The following is a 22,503-nucleotide window of genomic DNA, read 5'->3' as shown; positions in this document are numbered from 1 at the left end:
TACACAAAAAGGGCCGCATATGATGCGGCCCTTTTGCTTTTAGTTGTTCTGGTACAGGTCCTTGTACAATCGGCTTTCGAAGCGCACCAGCGGAATGCGGCGATTACGCTGGTCGGCCGGAGGCACGGCGTAGCCAGACAAATATTGCACGAACGCAATCTTCTGGCCGCTGGCGGTAGTGATGAAACCGGCCAGGTTATACACCCCTTGCAGTGAACCCGTTTTCGCCGAAACTTTGCCATCAACGCCAGCCTGATGCAGACCCGCACGGTATTGCAGAGAACCGTCGTGGCCGGCCAGAGGCAGCATCGAGATAAAGTTGAGCTCGTTATCGTGCTGGGCGATGTACTGCAGCACCTGCATCATCGTGGCTGGCGCGATGAGGTTATGGCGCGATAGACCTGAGCCATCGGCAATAATGGTATTGCCGAGATCGACACCGGCCTGCTGGCGCAGGATCTGCCGTACGGCATCGGATCCGGCTCGCCAGGTACCCGGTACGCTGAAGCGGGCATGCCCAATGGTGCGGAATACCGTATCGGCGATCATGTTGTCCGATTTTTTCAACATAATACGCAGCAGATCGTGCAGCGGTGCAGATTGGGTGCTCGCCAGGACGGTACCCGGATCGTTCGCCAGCGTCTGACGCAGCAGCGTGCCGCTCCAGGTGATGTCGGCATCGGTCAGCTCCGCTTTCAGAATCGCACCGGCGTAGCTGGCACCATCCTGGATGGCGAAAGCCAGCGGCAGCGGTTCGCTGCGCTGCGGCAGACAGCCGGTCAGGGTGTATCGGTTCAGATCGCCGGGAACCACGTCAAGCTCACAGTACTGTGCTTCAGAAGAGCCGCGCGCCAGCGTTCGTACCTGGCTGAACATGGTCACCGGGTAGTAAGACGCCACGCGGATAAACGCCAGATCGCCCGGTTTTTGCGCGCTATAGAGCGAGATGGAGAAACAGTTTCGATCGACAATAGCTGCCGCTGGCGGGGCGCTAAAGCACTGCGTCATATCATTCCAGGGCCAGCCCGGCGCTTTGTCATGGCTGGCGAAGATGGAGGTATCGATCAGGACATTACCTTCAATTCGCTGGACGCCGGCTTTCTTCAGCGTGGCCACCATATTACGAATATCCTGACGCCGAAGGGTGGGATCGCCGCCAAAGCGCGCAATAAGGTCGCCTTTCAGGACACCGCCATCGAGACTGCCTTTCGTTTCCAGCGTGGTGGTGAAGCGGAAGTCCGGACCCAGCTGCAGCAGCGCAGCAAGTGCGGTTATCACCTTTTGGGTGCTGGCCGGAAGCGCCATCTGCTGGCTATGATAGTCTATCTCCGGCGTTGGGGATCCCACCTTCTGCGCCATAAAGGCAAGGTTTGCGCCCGCAGGAAGCTGGTTGATGTACTCGTCAATATTCGCCGCCTGAGCGCTAAGCGCTATACCGGCGGTCAATCCGATGATAAATCTGGGAAATCGCATAATCTCGCGCTAACAGCCTGAAACCAGTCCGTCATACTACGGTGCATCGCCCTGTAAAGTAAACGATGACCCATAGTGAACTTCAGGGTAAAATACGTATCAAATTGAAAATTGCTGCTGACCTGGGGATGACTTTCCGGGTCGGTTTTCTTTTGCTCCGGCCCTGCTCAAGTCTTGACCGGCTGCGGAGCGGTGTTGTCTGCTCCATGAAGGAATGAAAAGAGGTATAACAAATGCAAGCTATTCCGATGACCTTACGTGGCGCTGAAAAACTGCGCGAAGAACTAGATTTCCTGAAGTCCGTACGTCGTCCTGAAATCATCGCGGCCATCGCTGATGCGCGCGAGCACGGCGATCTGAAAGAAAATGCTGAGTATCATGCTGCCCGCGAACAGCAGGGCTTCTGTGAAGGCCGCATTAAGGATATTGAAGCAAAGCTGTCGAACGCGCAGGTTATCGACATCACTAAAATGCCTAACAATGGCCGGGTGATTTTTGGTTCGACGGTCAGCGTTCTGAATCTCGATACGGATGAAGAGCAAACTTATCGTATCGTCGGCGATGATGAGGCCGATTTTAAGCAAAATCTGATCTCTGTTAACTCACCGATTGCACGTGGTTTAATCGGTAAAGAGCAGGATGATGTTGTGGTAATCCGTACACCGGGCGGTGAAGTCGAATTCGAAATTCTGAAGGTTGAGTACCTTTAATCCGAATTTAACGCTACGATGTTGATGGATTGTAAAGAAAGGAAAAAGGCCGCGTAGCGGCCTTTTATCAGCGTCCGGAGCATGGCATTTTGCTCGTCTACCCGCAGAAAACCCTCGATTTACACAAAGTTGTGTCGATAACCAGGATATTCTTAGCGTGGCAGCGAGATTTTACGCTCTTTAGTCGGGCGGTACAGAACCAGCGTTTTACCGATGACCTGTACATTACAGGCGCCGGTTTCGCGCACGATAGCTTCCACGATCAAGGTTTTAGTTTCGCGATCTTCCGAGGCGATCTTCACCTTGATAAGTTCATGGTGCTCTAACGCTTGTTCAATCTCGGCCAGTACCCCTTCGGTCAAACCATTGTTGCCAAGCATAACTACCGGCTTGAGCGGATGTGCCAGACCTTTCAGGTGCTGTTTTTGTTTAGTACTCAGATTCATCGTATTTTTTTGCTTACGTTGGGATTGAAAACGGTTCATTCTACCGCCATCTCCCATATATCGCCAAACTACCGCGTCGATTTTTACGTCGCGAAGTACGATGAACCCGAAATGGGAATGTTAAATGACAGGTAAAAAGCGTTCTGCCAGCTCAAGTCGTTGGCTTCAGGAACACTTTAGCGATAAATATGTTCAGCAGGCACAGAAAAAGGGGTTACGTTCCCGTGCCTGGTTTAAACTTGATGAAATACAGCAAAGTGACAAGATTTTTAAACCGGGGATGACGATAGTTGACCTCGGCGCTGCACCCGGTGGCTGGTCGCAATACGCGGTTACGCAGATCGGTAACAGCGGCCGCATCATTGCTTGCGATCTTCTACCTATGGATCCAATCGTTGGTGTGGACTTCCTTCAGGGCGACTTTCGTGATGAATTAGTCCTGAAAGCGTTACTTGAGCGTGTAGGTGACAGTAAAGTACAAGTTGTCATGTCCGATATGGCGCCAAATATGTGTGGAACACCGGCGGTGGATATTCCCCGGGCCATGTATCTGGTGGAACTGGCGCTTGGAATGGCTCGTGATGTCTTAGCGCCAGGTGGTAGTTTTGTAGTGAAGGTGTTCCAGGGCGAAGGCTTCGATGAGTATCTAAGAGAGATTCGCTCCCTGTTTACGAAGGTCAAAGTTCGTAAGCCGGACTCTTCTCGCGCCCGTTCGCGTGAAGTGTATATTGTAGCGACCGGGCGTAAACCATAACCGGCAGATTTCAAACGAAAGTTTGAAAGACGCTGGATATAGAGTATCCTGACGCTGTTTTTAACACAGTTGTAATATGAGGTTAATCCCTTGAGTGACATGGCGAAAAACCTAATACTCTGGCTGGTCATTGCCGTTGTGCTGATGTCAGTATTCCAGAGCTTTGGGCCCAGCGAGTCGAATGGCCGCAAGGTGGATTATTCTACCTTCCTGCAGGAGGTCAATCAGGACCAGGTTCGCGAAGCGCGTATCAACGGACGTGAGATAAACGTTACCAAGAAAGATAGTAACCGTTACACGACCTACATCCCGGTGAACGATCCTAAGCTGCTTGATAACCTTCTGACTAAAAACGTCAAGGTGGTTGGTGAGCCGCCAGAAGAGCCGAGCCTGCTGGCTTCTATCTTCATCTCCTGGTTCCCGATGCTGCTTCTTATCGGCGTCTGGATCTTCTTTATGCGCCAGATGCAGGGCGGCGGTGGCAAAGGTGCCATGTCGTTCGGTAAGAGTAAGGCGCGTATGCTGACGGAAGACCAGATCAAAACCACTTTTGCCGACGTCGCCGGTTGTGACGAAGCGAAAGAAGAAGTGGCTGAACTGGTTGAATACCTGCGCGAGCCGAGCCGTTTCCAGAAGCTGGGCGGTAAAATCCCGAAAGGCGTCCTGATGGTCGGCCCTCCGGGTACCGGTAAAACCTTGCTGGCAAAAGCCATCGCGGGTGAAGCTAAGGTTCCATTTTTTACGATTTCCGGTTCTGACTTCGTTGAAATGTTCGTTGGTGTCGGTGCATCCCGCGTGCGTGACATGTTCGAACAGGCCAAGAAAGCGGCTCCGTGCATCATCTTTATCGATGAAATCGACGCCGTGGGCCGCCAGCGTGGTGCGGGCTTAGGTGGCGGTCACGATGAACGTGAACAGACCCTGAACCAGATGCTGGTTGAGATGGACGGCTTCGAGGGTAACGAAGGTATCATCGTTATCGCGGCAACCAACCGCCCGGACGTTCTTGACCCTGCGCTGCTGCGTCCAGGCCGCTTTGACCGTCAGGTTGTGGTAGGTCTGCCGGACGTTCGCGGTCGCGAACAGATTCTGAAAGTGCATATGCGCCGCGTACCGCTGGCGCCGGATATCGACGCGGCAATTATTGCCCGCGGTACGCCGGGCTTCTCCGGTGCTGACCTGGCAAACCTGGTGAACGAAGCGGCGCTGTTTGCGGCTCGTGGCAACAAGCGCGTTGTATCGATGGTTGAATTCGAGAAAGCGAAAGACAAAATCATGATGGGTGCGGAACGTCGCTCCATGGTGATGACGGAAGCGCAGAAAGAGTCCACCGCATATCACGAAGCGGGCCATGCGATTATTGGCCGCCTGGTGCCGGAACACGATCCGGTGCACAAAGTGACGATTATCCCGCGCGGTCGCGCACTGGGTGTCACCTTCTTCCTGCCTGAAGGCGACGCGATCAGCGCCAGCCGTCAGAAGCTGGAAAGCCAGATTTCAACCCTGTACGGCGGTCGTCTGGCGGAAGAGATTATCTACGGCGTAGAGCATGTTTCTACCGGCGCGTCGAACGACATTAAAGTCGCGACTAACCTGGCGCGTAACATGGTCACCCAGTGGGGCTTCTCTGACAAACTCGGCCCGCTGCTGTATGCCGAAGAAGAAGGTGAAGTTTTCCTTGGCCGCAGCGTCGCGAAAGCGAAGCATATGTCCGATGAAACGGCGCGTATTATCGACCAGGAAGTGAAGTCACTGATTGAGCGTAACTACAATCGTGCACGCCAGCTCCTGAACGATAACATGGACATCCTGCACGCGATGAAAGATGCGCTCATGAAATATGAAACCATCGACGCCCCGCAGATTGATGACCTGATGGCTCGCCGCGATGTTCGCCCGCCAGCTGGCTGGGAAGAACCGGGTTCATCCAACAATTCTGACAACAATGGCACCCCTCGTGCTCCGCGTCCGGTCGATGAACCGCGTACGCCAAACCCGGGCAATACCATGTCAGAACAGCTGGGCGACAAATAAGTTAGCCGTTATTGACGCTGTTGTACTTTTTAAAACCCCTGAGCGTATGCTCCGGGGTTTTTCTTTTTCAACCTTTCTCTGACTCAGGGATTTAGCGATGAAACTTGTAGCCCAGGGCTCAACCCTCGATCTCTCTCATCCACATGTGATGGGTATTCTTAACGTTACTCCTGATTCTTTCTCTGACGGCGGGACTCACAACACGCTGGTCGAAGCCGTTAAACACGCCAATCTGATGATCAATGCCGGGGCGACTATCATTGATATCGGTGGGGAGTCGACGCGTCCGGGGGCTGCGGATGTCAGCGTCGAGGAAGAACTGGCGCGAGTCATTCCGACGGTGGAGGCGATTGCCCAGCGCTTTGAGGTCTGGATCTCCGTTGATACCTCAAAACCGGAAGTGATTCGCGAGTCGGCGCGTGTTGGCGCGCATATCATCAATGATATCCGTTCGCTGACCGAACCGGGAGCGCTGGAGGCTGCGGCTGAAACGGGCTTGCCGGTATGTCTGATGCATATGCAGGGTCAGCCGAAGACAATGCAGGACGCGCCGAAGTACGCGGACGTGTTTGCTGACGTTGAGCGCTTTTTTGTCGAACATATTGTGCGCTGCGAACGGGCCGGTATCGCAAAAGATAAATTGTTGCTCGACCCGGGATTCGGTTTCGGTAAAAATCTTTCTCATAATTATGAACTGCTTGCCCGACTTGGAGAGTTCCATCATTTTGGTCTTCCGCTGCTGGTAGGTATGTCGCGTAAGTCGATGGTAGGTCAGTTGCTTAATGTCGGGCCGACGGAGCGCCTGAGTGGCAGCCTGGCCTGTGCTGTCATTGCTGCAATGCAGGGCGCGCAGATAATTCGCGTCCATGATGTCAAAGAAACGGTAGAAGCGCTGCGCGTGGTGGAAGCTACCCTGGCCGCTAAGGAAAATAAACGTTATGAGTAACCGCAAATATTTTGGTACGGATGGTATTCGTGGCCGCGTAGGCGATGCGCCAATAACGCCAGAATTTGTGTTAAAGCTGGGCTGGGCGGCAGGTAAGGTACTGGCAAGGCACGGCTCACGGAAGATTATTATTGGTAAAGATACCCGTATTTCAGGCTATATGCTGGAGTCCGCGCTGGAGGCTGGCCTGGCCGCCGCGGGATTATCCGCTTCTTTTACCGGCCCGATGCCAACGCCGGCAATTGCCTATCTGACGCGCACCTTCCGCGCGGAAGCCGGGATTGTGATTTCCGCTTCGCATAATCCGTTCTATGACAACGGCATCAAATTCTTCTCTATCGAGGGCACGAAGCTTCCTGATGAGGTAGAGGAAGCCATTGAAGCTGAAATGGAAAAAGAACTCACCTGCGTGGATTCCGCCGAGCTGGGTAAAGCCAGCCGTATCGTCGACGCTGCCGGTCGTTATATCGAGTTTTGCAAAGGCACTTTCCCGAACGAGCTGAGCCTCAACTCTTTAAAAGTGGTGGTCGATTGCGCTCACGGGGCGACATATCACATTGCGCCGAACGTTTTCCGCGAGTTGGGCGCTCAGGTCATTGCGATGGGCTGTGAGCCTGATGGTCTCAACATCAATGAAGAAGTCGGGGCGACGGACGTTCGTGCTCTGCAGGCGCGCGTGCTGGCGGAAAAGGCCGATCTGGGCATTGCTTACGATGGCGATGGCGATCGGGTCATTATGGTGGACCATGAAGGCAACAAAGTCGACGGTGACCAGATCCTCTATATCATTGCCCGTGAGGGCCTGCGTCAGGGGCAGCTGCGGGGCGGCGCTGTCGGGACGCTGATGAGCAATATGGGTCTCGAACTGGCGCTCAAACAGCTGGGTATTCCTTTTGTTCGCGCCAAAGTGGGCGACCGCTATGTGCTGGAGAAGCTGCAGGAGAAGGGCTGGCGCATTGGCGCGGAAAACTCCGGTCATGTGATCTTACTGGATAAAACCACTACGGGTGATGGGATTGTCGCCAGCCTGCAGGTTGTGGCGGCAATGGTGCGTAACCATATGAGCCTGCACGACCTGTGCAGCGGAATGAAAATGTTCCCGCAGCTTCTGGTTAACGTTCGCTTTACGGAAGGTAGCGGTAACCCGCTGGAACATGAGCACGTCAAAGCGGTAACGGCAGAAGTGGAAGCGGCGCTGGGGAATCGGGGCCGCGTACTGCTGCGTAAATCAGGCACTGAGCCGCTGATTCGCGTTATGGTGGAAGGCGAGCATGAAGAACAGGTGCACGAATTTGCCCACCGTATCGCTGATGCGGTGAAAAGCGTTTAATCTCTCTTGCTAAGTGACTAAAAAGGCGACGCTTGCCGCCTTTTTAGTCGACAATAAATCGCTTTTTGCTGTTTTTTTCCGCACTTGATACAATGCGCTGAAATTGCCCTTGCGAAGGTCATTCGCTTTGGTTAGTATTCACACCCGCTTCAGTGGGAAACGTTGAAACGTCCCGCTTTATTGGTCGAAGCACTTGGTATGCGGCAAATCCGCAAGGAACAGGTTGATTATGTACGAAGCTCTTTTAGTTGTTTTCCTTATTGTGGCGATTGGCCTTGTTGGTCTGATTATGCTGCAGCAAGGTAAAGGCGCTGATATGGGAGCCTCCTTCGGAGCAGGCGCTTCCGGCACTCTGTTTGGATCCAGCGGTTCAGGTAATTTTATGACCCGCATGACTGGTATCCTGGCTGCGCTGTTCTTCATCATCAGTCTGGCGCTGGGCAATATCAACAGCAACAAGACCAATAAAGGAAGTGAGTGGGATAATCTGAGCGCTCCGAAAACTGAGCAAACTCAGCCGACAGCTCCGGCGCAGCCGAGCAGCGATATCCCGCACTGATAAGTAGTATCCGTACCGAGGTGGTGGAATTGGTAGACACGCTACCTTGAGGTGGTAGTGCCCTAACGGGCTTGTGGGTTCGAGTCCCATCCTCGGTACCAATTTCTTAAAAAAAGACGCTGAAAAGCGTCTTTTTTTCGTCCAGAGAAAGGTGAACGGCAGCATCAGTGCCGGATATTCCACGTCGCTTTGGCGCGGATATTTCTGCATAAAAAAGGCCGCTCGCGCGGCCTTCACTATTTTCTCTGGAACGTTACTTAGATTTACTTTCCAGATTTTCTACCTGCGGCAAGCCGGTGGCGGAAGAGGCGGTCAGCAGTCCGGACTGCGCGTAGCCAAATAGCTTATCGCGGGTATCGGTGATATCCAGGTTGCGCATCGTCAGCTGGCCGATACGGTCCTCGGCGGAGAACATCGAGTCACCTTTTTCCATCGTCAGACGCTCTGCTTTATAGGTCAGATTATCAGAGACGGTATTGAGGATGGAGTAGTCGTTGCCGCGACGCAGTTCAAGCGTCACTTCGCCGGTGATTTGGCTAGCCACCCAGCGCTGCAGTCCGTCGCGCAGCATCAGCGCCTGGGAATCGAACCAGCGCCCCTGATACAGCAGACGACCCAGCTGACGACCGTGCGCATGATATTGCTCGATGGTATCTTCATTGTGAATACCGGTCAGCAGACGCTCGTAGGCGATATGCAGCAGCGCCATGCCCGGGGCTTCATAAATGCCGCGGCTCTTCGCTTCGATGATACGGTTTTCGATCTGATCGCTCATACCCAGACCATGGCGGCCGCCGATGCGGTTAGCTTCCAGCATCAGTTCAACGTCATCGCTAAAGGTTTGTCCGTTCAGCGCAACCGGGTGGCCCTGTTCAAAGCGAACGGTGACTTCTTCCGCCGGGATTTTGACGCTTTCGTCCCAGAACTTGACGCCCATAATCGGGTTCACAATCTTGACGCTGGAGTTCAGGAACTCGAGATCTTTCGCTTCGTGTGTGGCGCCCAGCATATTGGAGTCGGTTGAGTAGGCTTTTTCTACGGACATTTTATAGTCAAATCCGCAGGAAATCATAAACTCTGACATCTCCTGACGGCCGCCCAGCTCGTCGATAAAGTCGCTATCCAGCCATGGTTTGTAAATTTTCAGCTCAGCATTGGTCAGCAGGCCGTAGCGATAGAAACGTTCAATATCGTTACCTTTATAGGTACTGCCATCGCCCCAGATATTGACGCCGTCTTCCTTCATGGCAGCGACCAGCATGGTACCGGTCACCGCGCGGCCCAGCGGGGTGGTGTTAAAGTAGGTTAATCCGCCGGTGGTGTTATGAAATGCTCCGCACTGAATCGCGGCAATGCCTTCGGCAACCAGCTGTTTACGGCAATCGATCAGACGAGCCCCTTCAGCACCATATTCTTTGGCACGACGAGGAATGGCATCGTAATCGTCTTCGTCTGGCTGTCCCAGGTTTGCAGTATATGCATAAGGGACTGCACCCTTTTTACGCATCCACAGCAGCGCGGCGCTGGTATCCAGCCCACCAGAAAAAGCAATACCAATACGTTGGCCTACCGGGAGATGCTTGAGAATCGTCGTCATAAAATAAAACCCTGCTAGATAGACTGTGGTGAGTTCAACTCAACAATCTTTATTGCATGTTTATGCATTAATTGTGAGTTTTCATTTAATCATCTTTTGCTGGCGACAGGAAGAGGCAGAGCCTATTTTTGCCAAAAAAGCCTGAAATACCAGCATGAACCGAAACCTGCAATGTGAAATTCATGTTGACAAAATATATGAAGTATCAATACAATTCACTACGATTTTATGTCCCGTCTCTCGGTACCAAATCCCAGCAGTATTTGCGTCTTTTGCTCAAAACGAGTAAAATATGCCACGTTTCAGGCGCGGGGTGGAGCAGCCTGGTAGCTCGTCGGGCTCATAACCCGAAGGTCGTCGGTTCAAATCCGGCCCCCGCAACCACTTTCCCATTAAGTACTTTTTCAAATATACTGTGAGGACCGGGTCCTTCGTAGACGAATTTGAAAGAATTCTTCTGGAAAGTGTTCCAGATCGCAGTTGCGATCTCAGGGTTCAGTTATCTAAAGCCCCGATTTATCGGGGTTTTTTGTTATCTGACTTCAGAATAACTGGGCTATACGCCCTTTTTTTATGTCTTGGGGGTGGGTTTGTCCACATTAGAGCAAAAATTAACAGAGATGCTCACTGCGCCAGTTGAAGCGCTTGGCTTTGAGCTGGTCGGCATCGAATTTATTCGCGGTCGCACGTCCACACTGCGCATCTATATTGATAGTGACGATGGCATCAATGTTGATGATTGTGCTGATGTGAGCCACCAGGTCAGTGCTGTCATGGACGTCGAAGACCCGATTACAGTCGCTTATAACCTGGAAGTCTCTTCCCCTGGTCTCGATCGTCCCATGTTCACCGCCGAGCACTATGAGCGTTTCATTGGTGAAGAAGTTTCGCTGGTTTTGCGCATGGCGGTACAGAACCGACGCAAATGGCAGGGCCTTATCAAAGCGGTAGACGGTGAGATGATCACGGTAACCGTCGAAGGCAAAGATGAAGTGTTCGCGCTGAGTAACATCCAGAAGGCGAACCTGGTTCCCCACTTTTAACAGTCTGGATTGAGGTGAAAGGCCCCGATGAACAAAGAAATTTTGGCTGTTGTTGAAGCCGTTTCCAACGAAAAGGCGCTGCCGCGTGAGAAAATTTTCGAAGCGTTGGAAAGTGCGTTAGCGACGGCTACCAAGAAAAAATATGAGCAAGAGATCGACGTGCGCGTAGAAATCGATCGCAAAAGCGGTGATTTCGATACTTTCCGTCGCTGGTTGGTAGTTGAAGAAGTCACTCAGCCGACGCGCGAAATCACGCTGGAAGCTGCGCGCTACGAAGATGAAAGCATGAATCCTGGCGATTACGTCGAAGACCAGATTGAATCTGTCACCTTTGACCGTATCACTACGCAGACCGCCAAGCAGGTTATCGTACAAAAAGTACGTGAAGCCGAACGTGCGATGGTCGTCGATCAGTTCCGTGAGCACGAAGGTGAAATCATCACGGGCGTAGTGAAGAAAGTGAACCGCGACAACATTACGCTGGATCTGGGCAACAACGCTGAAGCCGTGATCCTGCGTGAAGATATGCTGCCGCGTGAGAACTTCCGTCCGGGTGACCGTATCCGTGGCGTACTGTACGCAGTTCGTCCGGAAGCGCGCGGCGCGCAGCTGTTCGTGACTCGCTCCAAGCCGGAAATGCTGGTTGAACTGTTCCGCATTGAAGTACCGGAAATTGGTGAAGAAGTTCTCGAAATTAAAGCGGCGGCTCGCGATCCTGGCTCTCGTGCCAAAATCGCCGTTAAAACTAACGACAAGCGTATCGATCCGGTTGGCGCCTGCGTCGGCATGCGCGGCGCGCGCGTTCAGGCTGTCTCGACTGAACTGGGCGGCGAGCGTATCGATATCGTGCTGTGGGACGATAACCCGGCGCAGTTCGTGATTAACGCCATGGCTCCGGCTGACGTCGCATCTATCGTGGTAGATGAAGACAAGCACACCATGGATATCGCAGTCGAAGCGGGCAACCTGGCGCAGGCCATTGGCCGTAACGGTCAGAACGTACGTCTGGCATCTCAGCTCAGCGGCTGGGAACTCAACGTCATGACCGTTGACGACCTCCAGGCTAAGCATCAGGCCGAAGCCCATGCAGCGATTGATACCTTCACTAAATATCTTGATATTGATGAAGATTTCGCCACGCTGCTGGTTGAAGAAGGTTTCGCCACTCTGGAAGAACTGGCCTATGTGCCAATGAAGGAACTGCTGGAAATCGACGGTCTGGATGAAGCAACCGTTGAAGCACTTCGTGAGCGGGCGAAAAACGCGCTGACCACGCTGGCGCTGGCCAAAGAAGAGAGCCTGGGAGACAGCAAACCTGCCGACGATCTTTTGAATCTCGAAGGTATGGATCGCGCTCTGGCATTCACCCTGGCCGCCCGTGGTGTTTGTACGCTGGAAGATCTCGCCGAGCAGGGCATTGATGATCTGGCTGATATCGAAGGCTTGACCGACGAGAAAGCCGGAGAACTTATCATGGCCGCTCGTAATATTTGTTGGTTCGGCGACGAAGCGTAATAAACTGTAGCAGGAAGGAACAGCATGACAGATGTGACCATTAAAGCGCTGGCCTCAGAGATTCAGACCTCTGTGGATCGCCTGATACAGCAGTTTGCTGATGCAGGGATCCGCAAATCGGCTGATGATTCTGTGACCGCGCAAGAGAAGCAAACCTTGTTGACGCACCTGAACCGTGAACACGGCTCGGCGCCCGACAAGCTGACGCTGCAGCGCAAAACGCGCAGCACGTTAAATATTCCGGGTACCGGTGGAAAGAGCAAATCGGTACAAATCGAAGTCCGCAAGAAACGCACCTTTGTGAAACGCGATCCGCAAGAGGCCGAACGCCTTGCCGCGGAAGAGCAGGCGCAGCGTGAAGCGGAAGAGCAAGCCCGTCGTGAAGCTGAAGAATCAGCCAAACGCGAGGCGCAATTAAAAGCTGAACGTGAGGCCGCAGAACAAGCGAAACGTGAACTCGCCGATAAAGCGAAACGTGAAGCCGCGGAAAAAGACAAAGTGAGCAATCAACAAACCGACGATATGACCAAAACCGCCCAGGCTGAAAAGCAACGCCGCGAAAATGAAGCAGCGGAGCTCAAGCGCAAATCGGAAGAAGAAGCACGCCGCAAACTTGAAGAAGAAGCGCGCCGTGTAGCGGAAGAAGCACGCCGTATGGCTCAAGAAAATGAAAAGAACTGGACTGAAGCGCCAGAAACGCCTGAAGAGACCACTGACTATCACGTAACGACTTCTCAGCATGCTCGTCAGGCTGAAGACGACAACGATCGTGAAGTTGAAGGCGGTCGCGGCCGCGGACGTAATGCGAAAGCAGCGCGCCCGGCGAAGAAAGGCAATAAACACGCTGAATCGAAAGCCGATCGTGAAGAAGCCCGTGCGGCCGTTCGCGGCGGTAAAGGCGGTAAGCATCGTAAAGGTTCTGCTCTGCAGCAAGGTTTCCAGAAGCCGGCTCAGGCGGTTAACCGTGATGTCATTATCGGCGAAACCATCACCGTTGGCGATCTGGCCAACAAGATGGCCGTCAAAGGTTCTCAGGTCATCAAAGCGATGATGAAACTGGGCGCCATGGCGACCATCAACCAGGTCATCGACCAGGAAACCGCGCAGCTGGTTGCCGAAGAGATGGGCCACAAGGTTATCCTGCGTCGTGAAAACGAGCTGGAAGAAGCGGTAATGAGCGACCGTGACACCGGCGCAGCGGCTGAACCGCGCGCACCGGTAGTGACCATCATGGGTCACGTTGACCACGGTAAAACCTCTCTGCTGGACTACATTCGTTCAACGAAAGTGGCCTCTGGCGAAGCGGGCGGCATCACCCAGCACATCGGTGCGTACCATGTTGAAACCGACAACGGTATGATCACCTTCCTGGATACCCCGGGCCACGCCGCGTTTACCTCTATGCGTGCTCGTGGTGCGCAGGCGACGGATATCGTGGTTCTGGTTGTGGCGGCAGACGACGGCGTGATGCCGCAGACCATCGAAGCTATCCAGCACGCGAAAGCGGCGCAGGTACCTCTGGTCGTTGCGGTGAACAAAATCGATAAGCCGGAAGCTGACCTGGATCGCGTTAAAAACGAACTGTCTCAGTACGGCGTTATGCCGGAAGAGTGGGGCGGCGAAGCGCAGTTCATCCCTGTATCCGCTAAAGCCGGTACCGGTATTGACGATCTGCTGAATGCTATTCTGCTGCAGGCGGAAGTTCTGGAGCTGAAAGCGGTTCGCAACGGTATGGCGAGCGGCGCGGTGATCGAATCCTTCCTCGATAAAGGTCGTGGTCCGGTTGCAACCGTTCTGGTACGCGAAGGTACGCTGCATAAAGGCGACATCGTCCTGTGCGGTTTCGAATACGGTCGCGTTCGTGCGATGCGTAACGAACTGGGTCTGGAAGTGCTGGAAGCGGGTCCATCCATTCCGGTGGAAATCCTCGGCCTGTCTGGCGTACCGGCTGCCGGCGACGAAGTGACCGTCGTGCGTGACGAGAAGAAAGCGCGTGAAGTTGCGCTGTATCGTCAGGGCAAATTCCGTGAAGTTAAACTGGCTCGTCAGCAGAAATCTAAGCTGGAGAACATGTTCGCCAACATGACTGAAGGCGAAGTTCACGAAGTGAACATCGTCCTCAAAGCGGACGTTCAGGGTTCTGTGGAAGCGATCTCCGACTCCTTGCTGAAACTGTCTACCGACGAAGTGAAAGTGAAGATCATTGGTTCCGGCGTAGGTGGTATCACCGAAACCGACGCAACCCTGGCGGCCGCATCCAACGCGATTCTGGTTGGCTTTAACGTTCGTGCTGACGCATCTGCGCGTAAAGTTATCGACGCGGAAAGCCTGGATCTGCGCTACTACTCCGTCATCTACCATTTGATCGACGAAGTGAAAGCAGCGATGAGCGGCATGCTGTCTCCGGAACTGAAACAGCAGATCATCGGTCTGGCTGAAGTGCGTGATGTGTTCAAATCGCCGAAATTCGGCGCCATCGCGGGCTGTATGGTCACCGAAGGTACGATTAAGCGTCACAACCCAATCCGCGTTCTGCGCGACAACGTGGTTATCTATGAAGGCGAGCTGGAATCCCTGCGCCGCTTTAAAGATGACGTTAACGAAGTCCGTAACGGCATGGAATGTGGTATCGGCGTTAAGAACTACAACGACGTTCGCGTCGGCGATATGATCGAAGTGTTCGAAATCATCGAGATTCAACGTACCATCGATTAATCGTTTAGTAGGCCGGGGAAGCGCAGCGCCACCCGGTTATACAAAATTAAAGGGGGCCGCGTGGCCCCCTTATTTGTCTGGAGAATTTATTATGGCGAAAGAATTTGGTCGCCCGCAGCGTGTGGCCCAGGAGATGCAAAAAGAGATCGCAATCATCCTGCAGCGCGAAATTAAAGACCCGCGTCTGGGCATGATGACCACGGTTTCAGGTGTCGAAATGTCCCGCGATCTGGCCTATGCCAAAGTGTTTGTGACCTTCCTGAACGATAAAGACGAAGCCGCCGTGAAAGCGGGCATCAAGGCTTTGCAGGAAGCGTCTGGTTTTATTCGCTCGCTGCTGGGCAAAGCGATGCGCCTGCGTATCGTGCCTGAACTGACGTTTTTCTACGATAATTCGTTAGTCGAAGGGATGCGCATGTCGAATCTGGTGACCAGCGTGGTGAAACATGACGATGAGCGTCGTGTGAACCCGGACGACAGCAAGGAGGACTAATGAGTCGTCCTCGTCGTCGCGGCCGCGATGTGCACGGCGTTCTGTTGCTGGATAAACCGCAAGGCGCATCCAGCAACGACGTGTTGCAGAAAGTCAAACGGCTTTATAACGCCAACCGGGCAGGGCACACGGGCGCGCTGGATCCGCTGGCGACCGGTATGCTGCCGATTTGCCTCGGGGAAGCGACAAAGTTTTCCCAGTATCTGCTCGATTCTGACAAGCGCTACCGCGTGATTGCAAAGCTCGGCCAGCGCACCGATACCTCTGATGCCGATGGCCAGGTGGTGGAAGAGCGTCCGCTGGCTTTTAGCCCGGAGCAGCTGGCAGCCGCGCTTGACGGCTTCCGCGGCGAAACTCAGCAGATACCGTCGATGTATTCGGCGTTGAAATACCAGGGCAAAAAGCTGTACGAATATGCCCGCCAGGGCATTGAAGTACCGCGTGAATCCCGGCCGATTACGGTATACGAACTGCTATTTATTCGTCATGAGGGTAGCGAGCTTGAGCTGGAAATCCACTGCTCGAAAGGCACCTACATTCGCACGATTATTGATGATTTAGGCGAGAAACTAGGATGCGGCGCGCACGTCACTTTTCTCCGTCGCCTGGCGGTCAGTAAATATCCTGTCGAACGAATGGTGACGCTGGAGCAACTGCAGGCGCTGGTCGAGCAGGCCAATGCGCAGGATATTCCCGCCGCTCAGCTGCTGGACCCGCTGCTGATGCCGATGGACAGTCCGGCTTCGGATTACCCGTTGATTAATATTCCGGAAACCTCAGCCGTCTACTTTAAAAACGGTAACCCGGTTCGTACATCGGGCGCGCCGCTACAGGGGCTGGTTCGCGTCACGGAAGGCGCGGAAGAGAAGTTTCTTGGTATGGGTGAAATTGATGATGAAGGCCGCGTTGCGCCTCGTCGTCTGGTGGTTGAATACCCTGCCTGAGCGCTTTCCTTGCGATAAAAGGCTGCTGCGAGTAGAATATCGCCGCTTAACGCTCGCCAAAGTGATTTAACATTTGCGAGCGTTATATCAGGGGTTGCTGAATTAGAGATCGGCACCCTTTCTTTCTTTTAATTTTGGAGTTCGAAAATGTCTCTAAGCGTTGAAGCTAAAGCAAAAATCGTTTCTGAGTTCGGTCGTGGCGAAAACGACAGCGGTTCTACTGAAGTTCAGGTTGCACTGCTGACTGCACAGATCAACCACCTGCAGGGTCACTTTGCAGAGCACAAAAAAGATCACCACAGCCGTCGTGGTCTGCTGCGCATGGTTTCTCAGCGTCGTAAACTGCTCGACTACCTGAAACGTAAAGATGTTGCACGTTACTCTGCGCTGATCGAGCGTCTGGGTCTGCGTCGCTAATTCTGCGAGTTTCAGAAGAAGGGGCCTCACGGCCCCTTTTTTCGACCGGGCGGCAGCAATTCATTAAAAACTCATGTATTGTTGCTATTAATGATCTTCATGCAGAGGTTCGCGCGGCTAATGAGAGGCTTGACTCGCAGGGGCGGGTAAAGGTTGTCATTAGTCGCGAGGATGCAGAAGATCGGGTCATACGATGTCTTATCGTGGATTTGACATCATCTATAGATATAAGGATAGAATTTTGCTTAATCCGATCGTTCGTAAATTCCAGTACGGCCAACATACCGTAACCCTGGAGACCGGCATGATGGCGCGCCAGGCAACTGCCGCCGTTATGGTTAGCATGGATGACACCGCGGTATTCGTTACCGTTGTGGGCCAGAAAAAAGCGAAACCAGGCCAGGATTTCTTCCCGCTGACCGTTAACTATCAAGAGCGTACCTACGCTGCAGGTAAAATCCCGGGTGGTTTCTTCCGTCGTGAAGGCCGTCCGAGTGAAGGCGAAACCCTGATCGCGCGTCTGATTGACCGCCCGGTTCGCCCGCTGTTCCCGGAAGGCTTCGTGAACGAAGTCCAGGTTATTGCGACCGTGGTTTCCGTTAACCCGCAGGTTAACCCGGATATCGTCGCGATGATTGGCGCTTCCGCAGCCCTGTCCCTGTCCGGTATTCCGTTCAACGGCCCAATTGGCGCCGCTCGCGTCGGTTATATTAATGACCAGTACGTGCTGAACCCGACCCAGGAAGAGCTGAAGTCCAGCAAACTGGATCTGGTTGTTGCAGGTACCGAAGCCGCAGTACTGATGGTTGAATCCGAAGCTGAACTGCTGAGCGAAGACCAGATGCTGGGCGCGGTCGTGTTTGGTCACGACCAGCAGCAGATTGTTATTCAGAACATCAACGACCTGGTGAAAGAAGCCGGTAAACCGCGTTGGGACTGGCAGCCGGAAGTGGTTGATGCGGCGCTGAACGCGCGCGTTGCCGCGCTGGCTGAATCTCGCCTGAGCGATGCTTACCGTATCACCGACAAACAGGAGCGTTATGCTCAGGTTGACGCGATCAAATCTGAAACTATCGCGACCCTGGTTGCGGAAGATGAATCCCTGGACGCTAACGAACTGGGTGAAATCCTGCACGCAATCGAGAAAAACGTGGTTCGTAGCCGCGTACTGGCCGGTGAGCCGCGTATCGATGGTCGTGAAAAAGATATGATTCGTGGTCTGGACGTTCGTACCGGCGTTCTGCCGCGTACCCACGGTTCCGCACTCTTTACTCGTGGCGAAACTCAGGCGCTGGTTACCGCGACCCTGGGTACCGCACGCGACGCGCAGAACATCGATGAGCTGATGGGCGAGCGCACGGATTCCTTCCTGTTCCACTATAACTTCCCTCCGTACTCCGTAGGCGAAACGGGAATGGTCGGTTCTCCGAAGCGTCGTGAAATCGGTCACGGTCGTCTGGCCAAGCGCGGCGTCCTGGCCGTTATGCCGACTATCGAAGAGTTCCCGTACACCGTTCGCGTGGTTTCTGAAATCACCGAATCTAACGGTTCCTCCTCCATGGCTTCCGTCTGTGGCGCTTCTCTGGCGCTGATGGACGCAGGCGTGCCGGTGAAAGCCGCCGTTGCGGGTATCGCAATGGGTCTGGTGAAGGAAGGCGACAACTTCGTCGTACTGTCTGACATTCTGGGCGATGAAGATCACCTGGGCGATATGGACTTCAAAGTAGCGGGTTCCCGCGAAGGTATCTCTGCGCTGCAGATGGATATCAAAATTGAAGGTATCACCAAAGAGATCATGCAGGTTGCTCTGAACCAGGCTAAAGGTGCGCGTCTGCACATCCTGGGCGTGATGGAACAGGCGATTAACGCGCCGCGCGGCGATATCTCCGAATTCGCACCGCGTATCCACACGATCAAAATCAGCCCGGACAAAATTAAAGACGTTATCGGTAAGGGCGGCTCCGTTATCCGCGCGCTGACCGAAGAGACCGGCACCACTATCGAAATCGAAGATGACGGTACCGTTAAAATCGCAGCAACCGATGGCGACAAAGCGCAGCACGCGATTCGTCGTATCGAAGAGATCACCGCTGAGATCGAAGTTGGCCGTATCTATAACGGTAAAGTGACCCGCATCGTTGACTTTGGCGCGTTTGTTGCCATTGGCGGCGGTAAAGAAGGCCTGGTTCACATCTCTCAGATCGCCGACAAGCGCGTTGAGAAAGTGACCGACTATCTGCAGATGGGTCAGGAAGTGCCGGTTAAGGTTCTGGAAGTTGACCGTCAGGGCCGTGTCCGTCTGAGCATCAAAGAAGCAACTGAACAAACTCAGCCTGCGGCTGCGCCGGAAGCTCCGGCTGCCGAACAGCAGGGCGAGTAAGGTTGCCGTTTGCCCTCCGCATAGCGGAGGGCGCATTACGGGCAGGACGCCCTGTTTGCAGCCGGGGAACTGGACGTTCATCCAATCGTTGTCTTCGGGAGTGGGAAATGAAGCCTTTTTTGCGCTGGTGTTTCGTGGCGACAGCTCTCACGCTGGCAGGATGCAGCAACTCTGCCTGGCGTAAGGACGCAGTCCTCGCGGTGCCATTGCAACCGACTTTGCAGCAAGAAGTGATTCTGGCGCGCATGGAACAAATTCTTGCCAGTCGGGCTTTAACCGATGACGAACGCGCACAGCTTTTATATGAGCGCGGAGTGTTGTATGATAGTCTCGGTCTGAGGGCATTAGCGCGAAATGATTTTTCACAAGCGCTGGCAATCCGACCGGATATGCCTGAAGTATTCAATTACTTAGGCATTTATTTAACGCAGGCAGGCAATTTTGATGCTGCCTATGAAGCGTTTGATTCTGTACTTGAGCTTGATCCAACTTACAACTACGCGCACTTAAATCGCGGCATCGCCCTGTATTACGGCGGTCGTGCTAAGTTAGCGCAAGATGATCTGCTGGCGTTTTATCAAGACGATCCCAATGATCCTTTCCGAAGCCTGTGGCTTTATCTCGCCGAGCGTCAGCTCGATGAGAAGCAGGCGCTTGAAGCACTGAGACAGCGCTTAGACAAGTCGGATAAAGAACAATGGGGATGGAACATTGTCGGGTTCTACCTTGGCGACATTAGCGAAAAAGAGCTAATGACCCGTCTGAAGGCAGACGCAACGGATAACACCTCGCTCGCTGAGCATCTCAGTGAAACCAACTTCTATTTAGGTAAGTACTACCTAAGTCTGGGGGACAAGGACAGCGCTACGGCACTGTTCAAACTGGCGGTCGCAAACAACGTTCATAACTACGTTGAGCACCGATACGCATTGTTGGAATTATCGCTCTTGGGCCAGGAGCAAGATGACCTGGCAGAATCGGACCAGCAATAGCTGACGAACACATCAGCCCTTTTTTGATTGCCATCACCTTTGCGGGTGAGGGCGTTGTTGTTCGTTAATACACCTACTTTGAGCCGGTTCACACTTTTCAATGAAAATTACCGTAAATTTTCACGATGAGTTATGTAGACTGGCCGCCATTAATTTTGAGGCACACGTACTACATGGCTGAATTCGAAACCACTTTTGCAGATCTGGGCCTGAAGGCTCCCATCCTTGAAGCGCTTAACGATCTGGGTTACGAAAAACCATCTCCGATCCAGGCTGAGTGCATTCCGCATCTGCTGGGCGGCCGCGACGTTCTGGGTATGGCCCAGACGGGTAGCGGTAAAACCGCAGCGTTCTCTTTACCGCTGCTGAACAACCTTGATCCTGAGCTGAGAGCACCGCAGATTCTGGTGCTGGCGCCGACCCGCGAACTGGCGGTACAGGTAGCTGAAGCAATGACGGATTTCTCTAAACATATGCGCGGCGTAAACGTGGTTGCCCTCTACGGCGGCCAGCGTTATGACGTGCAGCTGCGCGCGCTGCGTCAGGGACCGCAAATTGTTGTTGGTACCCCGGGTCGTCTGCTGGACCACCTGAAACGCGGTACGCTGGATCTCTCTAAGCTGAGCGGTCTGGTTCTGGATGAAGCTGACGAAATGCTGCGCATGGGCTTCATCGAAGACGTAGAAACGATTATGGCGCAGATCCCGGAAGGTCATCAGACCGCTCTGTTCTCCGCCACCATGCCGGAAGCGATTCGTCGTATTACCCGCCGCTTTATGAAAGAGCCGCAGGAAGTGCGCATCCAGTCGAGCGTAACGACTCGTCCGGACATCAGCCAGAGCTACTGGACTGCTTACGGTATGCGTAAAAACGAAGCGCTGGTGCGTTTCCTGGAAGCGGAAGATTTTGATGCGGCGATTATCTTCGTTCGTACCAAAAACGCGACCCTGGAAGTGGCCGAAGCGCTGGAGCGTAGCGGCTATAGCAGCGCTGCGCTGAACGGCGATATGAACCAGTCCCTGCGTGAGCAGACTCTGGAGCGTCTGAAAGACGGTCGTCTGGATATCCTGATTGCAACCGACGTTGCGGCCCGTGGCCTGGACGTTGAGCGTATCAGCCTGGTAGTTAACTACGATATCCCGATGGATTCCGAGTCTTATGTTCACCGTATCGGCCGTACCGGTCGTGCGGGTCGTGCTGGTCGCGCGCTGCTGTTCGTTGAGAACCGCGAGCGTCGTCTGCTGCGCAACATCGAACGTACGATGAAGCTGACCATTCCGGAAGTTGAACTGCCGAACGCAGAACTGCTGGGCAAACGTCGCCTGGAAAAATTTGCCGCGAAAGTTCAGCAGCAGCTGGAAAGCAGCGATCTGGATCAGTACCGCGCGCTGCTGGCGAAAATCCAGCCGTCTGCCGAAGGCGAAGAGCTGGATGTGGAAACGCTGGCCGCCGCGCTGCTGAAAATGGCTCAGGGCGAACGTCCGCTGATCCTGCCGCCGGATGCGCCAATGCGTCCTAAGCGCGAGTTCCGCGACCGTGACGATCGTTTTGAGCGTCGTGGCGACCGTAACGACCGTGGCCCGCGCGGCGACCGTCCTGAACGCAGCGGCGAAGATCGTCCTAAGCGTGAACGTCGTGACGTTGGCGATATGGAACTGTACCGCATTGAAGTGGGCCGTGATGACGGCGTTGAAGTACGTCATATCGTTGGCGCAATCGCCAACGAAGGCGACATCAGCAGCCGTTACATTGGTAACATCAAGCTGTTTGGTTCTCACTCCACTATCGAACTGCCGAAAGGCATGCCGGGCGAAGTGCTGCAGCACTTTACGCGTACCCGCATCCTGAACAAGCCGATGAACATGCAGCTGCTGGGTGATGCTCAGCCGCGTCCTGAGCGCAGCGGCGAACGTCGTGGCGGCGGTGAGCGTCGTGAAGGCGGTCGTAGCTTCGGCGGCGGTGAACGTCGTGAAGGTCGTGGTTTCGGCGGCGAGCGTCGCGAAGGCGGCCGTAGTGAAGGTCGTCGTTTCAGCGGCGAACGTCGTGAAGGCGGCCGCGCGCCGCGCCGCGATGATGCTTCAGCTCCGCGTCGCGATGACTCCGCAGGTCGTCGTCGTTTCGGTGGCGATGCATAATTAGCGCTTTCCGCTAACGT

At 54.0% G+C, this 22,503-nt stretch carries 19 protein-coding genes and 2 tRNA genes; 18 read left to right on the top strand and 3 right to left on the bottom strand.

Annotated elements, in window-relative coordinates; translation table 11 throughout:
• Nucleotides 1–39: 39 nt before the first annotated feature.
• Nucleotides 40–1,473 carry a serine-type D-Ala-D-Ala carboxypeptidase gene (gene dacB / locus KOSB73_RS27685; protein ID WP_049086998.1) on the bottom strand — a complete coding sequence of 478 codons (1,434 nt, stop codon included), beginning with the start codon at nucleotides 1,471–1,473 and terminating at the stop codon, nucleotides 40–42.
• A gap of 233 nt (nucleotides 1,474–1,706) precedes the next feature.
• On the opposite strand from dacB, the gene greA reads away from it, so the two are divergent.
• Nucleotides 1,707–2,183: a transcription elongation factor GreA gene (greA, locus tag KOSB73_RS27680; RefSeq protein ID WP_004125674.1), complete on the top strand. Its 477-nt coding sequence runs from the start codon at nucleotides 1,707–1,709 to the stop codon at nucleotides 2,181–2,183.
• Between the two features lie 152 nt (nucleotides 2,184–2,335).
• Here the strand turns inward: greA and yhbY are convergent, their stop codons facing one another.
• Nucleotides 2,336–2,629, bottom strand: a complete 294-nt coding sequence (gene yhbY, locus KOSB73_RS27675; RefSeq protein ID WP_004139797.1) for a ribosome assembly RNA-binding protein YhbY — start codon at nucleotides 2,627–2,629, stop codon at nucleotides 2,336–2,338.
• Between the two features lie 124 nt (nucleotides 2,630–2,753).
• Between yhbY and rlmE the strand changes: the two genes are divergently transcribed.
• The 6 genes from rlmE to KOSB73_RS27640 all read left to right on the top strand — a co-directional run bounded on the left by rlmE (nucleotide 2,754) and on the right by KOSB73_RS27640 (nucleotide 8,353).
• Nucleotides 2,754–3,383 carry a 23S rRNA (uridine(2552)-2'-O)-methyltransferase RlmE gene (gene rlmE / locus KOSB73_RS27665; RefSeq protein ID WP_004106110.1) on the top strand — a complete coding sequence of 210 codons (630 nt, stop codon included), beginning with the start codon at nucleotides 2,754–2,756 and terminating at the stop codon, nucleotides 3,381–3,383.
• 99 nt (nucleotides 3,384–3,482) lie between these two features.
• Nucleotides 3,483–5,417 (top strand): ATP-dependent zinc metalloprotease FtsH, encoded by a 1,935-nt coding sequence (gene ftsH, locus KOSB73_RS27660; protein WP_004139802.1) that lies wholly within the window; start codon nucleotides 3,483–3,485, stop codon nucleotides 5,415–5,417.
• Between the two features lie 97 nt (nucleotides 5,418–5,514).
• Nucleotides 5,515–6,363: a dihydropteroate synthase gene (folP, locus tag KOSB73_RS27655; protein ID WP_004125673.1), complete on the top strand. Its 849-nt coding sequence runs from the start codon at nucleotides 5,515–5,517 to the stop codon at nucleotides 6,361–6,363.
• Nucleotides 6,356–7,693 carry a phosphoglucosamine mutase gene (gene glmM, locus KOSB73_RS27650; protein ID WP_024358752.1) on the top strand — a complete coding sequence of 446 codons (1,338 nt, stop codon included), beginning with the start codon at nucleotides 6,356–6,358 and terminating at the stop codon, nucleotides 7,691–7,693. Before folP ends, glmM begins: the two co-directional genes overlap by 8 nt.
• 229 nt (nucleotides 7,694–7,922) lie before the next feature.
• On the top strand, nucleotides 7,923–8,252 hold the full coding sequence (secG, locus tag KOSB73_RS27645) for a preprotein translocase subunit SecG (protein WP_004106103.1): 330 nt from the start codon (nucleotides 7,923–7,925) through the stop codon (nucleotides 8,250–8,252).
• A 14-nt stretch (nucleotides 8,253–8,266) separates the two neighbouring features.
• Nucleotides 8,267–8,353: transfer RNA gene (locus KOSB73_RS27640), tRNA-Leu, on the top strand.
• A gap of 152 nt (nucleotides 8,354–8,505) precedes the next feature.
• Here KOSB73_RS27640 and argG read toward each other — a convergent pair.
• The gene (gene argG, locus KOSB73_RS27635; RefSeq protein ID WP_004139807.1) at nucleotides 8,506–9,849 is read right to left on the bottom strand and encodes an argininosuccinate synthase; all 1,344 of its coding nucleotides are present in this window, start codon (nucleotides 9,847–9,849) and stop codon (nucleotides 8,506–8,508) included.
• A gap of 307 nt (nucleotides 9,850–10,156) precedes the next feature.
• Here argG and KOSB73_RS27625 point away from each other — a divergent pair.
• The 11 genes from KOSB73_RS27625 to KOSB73_RS27570 all read left to right on the top strand — a co-directional run bounded on the left by KOSB73_RS27625 (nucleotide 10,157) and on the right by KOSB73_RS27570 (nucleotide 22,483).
• Nucleotides 10,157–10,233, top strand: a tRNA-Met gene (locus KOSB73_RS27625).
• 206 nt (nucleotides 10,234–10,439) lie between these two features.
• The gene (gene rimP / locus KOSB73_RS27620; RefSeq protein WP_004139810.1) at nucleotides 10,440–10,892 is read left to right on the top strand and encodes a ribosome maturation factor RimP; all 453 of its coding nucleotides are present in this window, start codon (nucleotides 10,440–10,442) and stop codon (nucleotides 10,890–10,892) included.
• 27 nt (nucleotides 10,893–10,919) lie between these two features.
• Nucleotides 10,920–12,407, top strand: coding sequence for a transcription termination factor NusA (gene nusA, locus KOSB73_RS27615; protein ID WP_004125657.1), 1,488 nt, complete (start codon nucleotides 10,920–10,922; stop codon nucleotides 12,405–12,407).
• A gap of 24 nt (nucleotides 12,408–12,431) precedes the next feature.
• Nucleotides 12,432–15,122, top strand: coding sequence for a translation initiation factor IF-2 (gene infB, locus KOSB73_RS27610; protein ID WP_004125655.1), 2,691 nt, complete (start codon nucleotides 12,432–12,434; stop codon nucleotides 15,120–15,122).
• A 91-nt stretch (nucleotides 15,123–15,213) separates the two neighbouring features.
• Nucleotides 15,214–15,615: a 30S ribosome-binding factor RbfA gene (gene rbfA, locus KOSB73_RS27605; RefSeq protein ID WP_004106092.1), complete on the top strand. Its 402-nt coding sequence runs from the start codon at nucleotides 15,214–15,216 to the stop codon at nucleotides 15,613–15,615.
• Nucleotides 15,615–16,559, top strand: a complete 945-nt coding sequence (gene truB / locus KOSB73_RS27600) for a tRNA pseudouridine(55) synthase TruB (protein ID WP_024358750.1) — start codon at nucleotides 15,615–15,617, stop codon at nucleotides 16,557–16,559. Before rbfA ends, truB begins: the two co-directional genes overlap by 1 nt.
• Nucleotides 16,560–16,706: 147 nt before the next feature.
• A complete protein-coding gene (gene rpsO, locus KOSB73_RS27595; protein WP_002918244.1) occupies nucleotides 16,707–16,976 on the top strand; it encodes a 30S ribosomal protein S15 in 270 nt (89 codons plus the stop codon).
• Between the two features lie 241 nt (nucleotides 16,977–17,217).
• Nucleotides 17,218–19,356: a polyribonucleotide nucleotidyltransferase gene (gene pnp, locus KOSB73_RS27585; RefSeq protein ID WP_004139819.1), complete on the top strand. Its 2,139-nt coding sequence runs from the start codon at nucleotides 17,218–17,220 to the stop codon at nucleotides 19,354–19,356.
• Nucleotides 19,357–19,463: 107 nt separating this feature from the next.
• Nucleotides 19,464–20,348, top strand: a complete 885-nt coding sequence (gene nlpI / locus KOSB73_RS27580; RefSeq protein ID WP_004139820.1) for a lipoprotein NlpI — start codon at nucleotides 19,464–19,466, stop codon at nucleotides 20,346–20,348.
• A 100-nt stretch (nucleotides 20,349–20,448) separates the two neighbouring features.
• A complete protein-coding gene (yrbN, locus tag KOSB73_RS27575; RefSeq protein WP_085903200.1) occupies nucleotides 20,449–20,529 on the top strand; it encodes a protein YrbN in 81 nt (26 codons plus the stop codon).
• Nucleotides 20,522–22,483, top strand: coding sequence for a DEAD/DEAH family ATP-dependent RNA helicase (locus KOSB73_RS27570; protein ID WP_024358749.1), 1,962 nt, complete (start codon nucleotides 20,522–20,524; stop codon nucleotides 22,481–22,483). The genes yrbN and KOSB73_RS27570 overlap by 8 nt, the downstream gene beginning before the upstream one ends.
• Nucleotides 22,484–22,503: the final 20 nt, after the last annotated feature.

The sequence above is a fragment of the Klebsiella grimontii genome (genome assembly GCF_900200035.1).
Lineage (GTDB): Bacteria > Pseudomonadota > Gammaproteobacteria > Enterobacterales > Enterobacteriaceae > Klebsiella > Klebsiella grimontii.
Note: the sequence above shows the minus strand (reverse complement) of the source record. Positions and strands in the feature narration are given on the sequence as shown.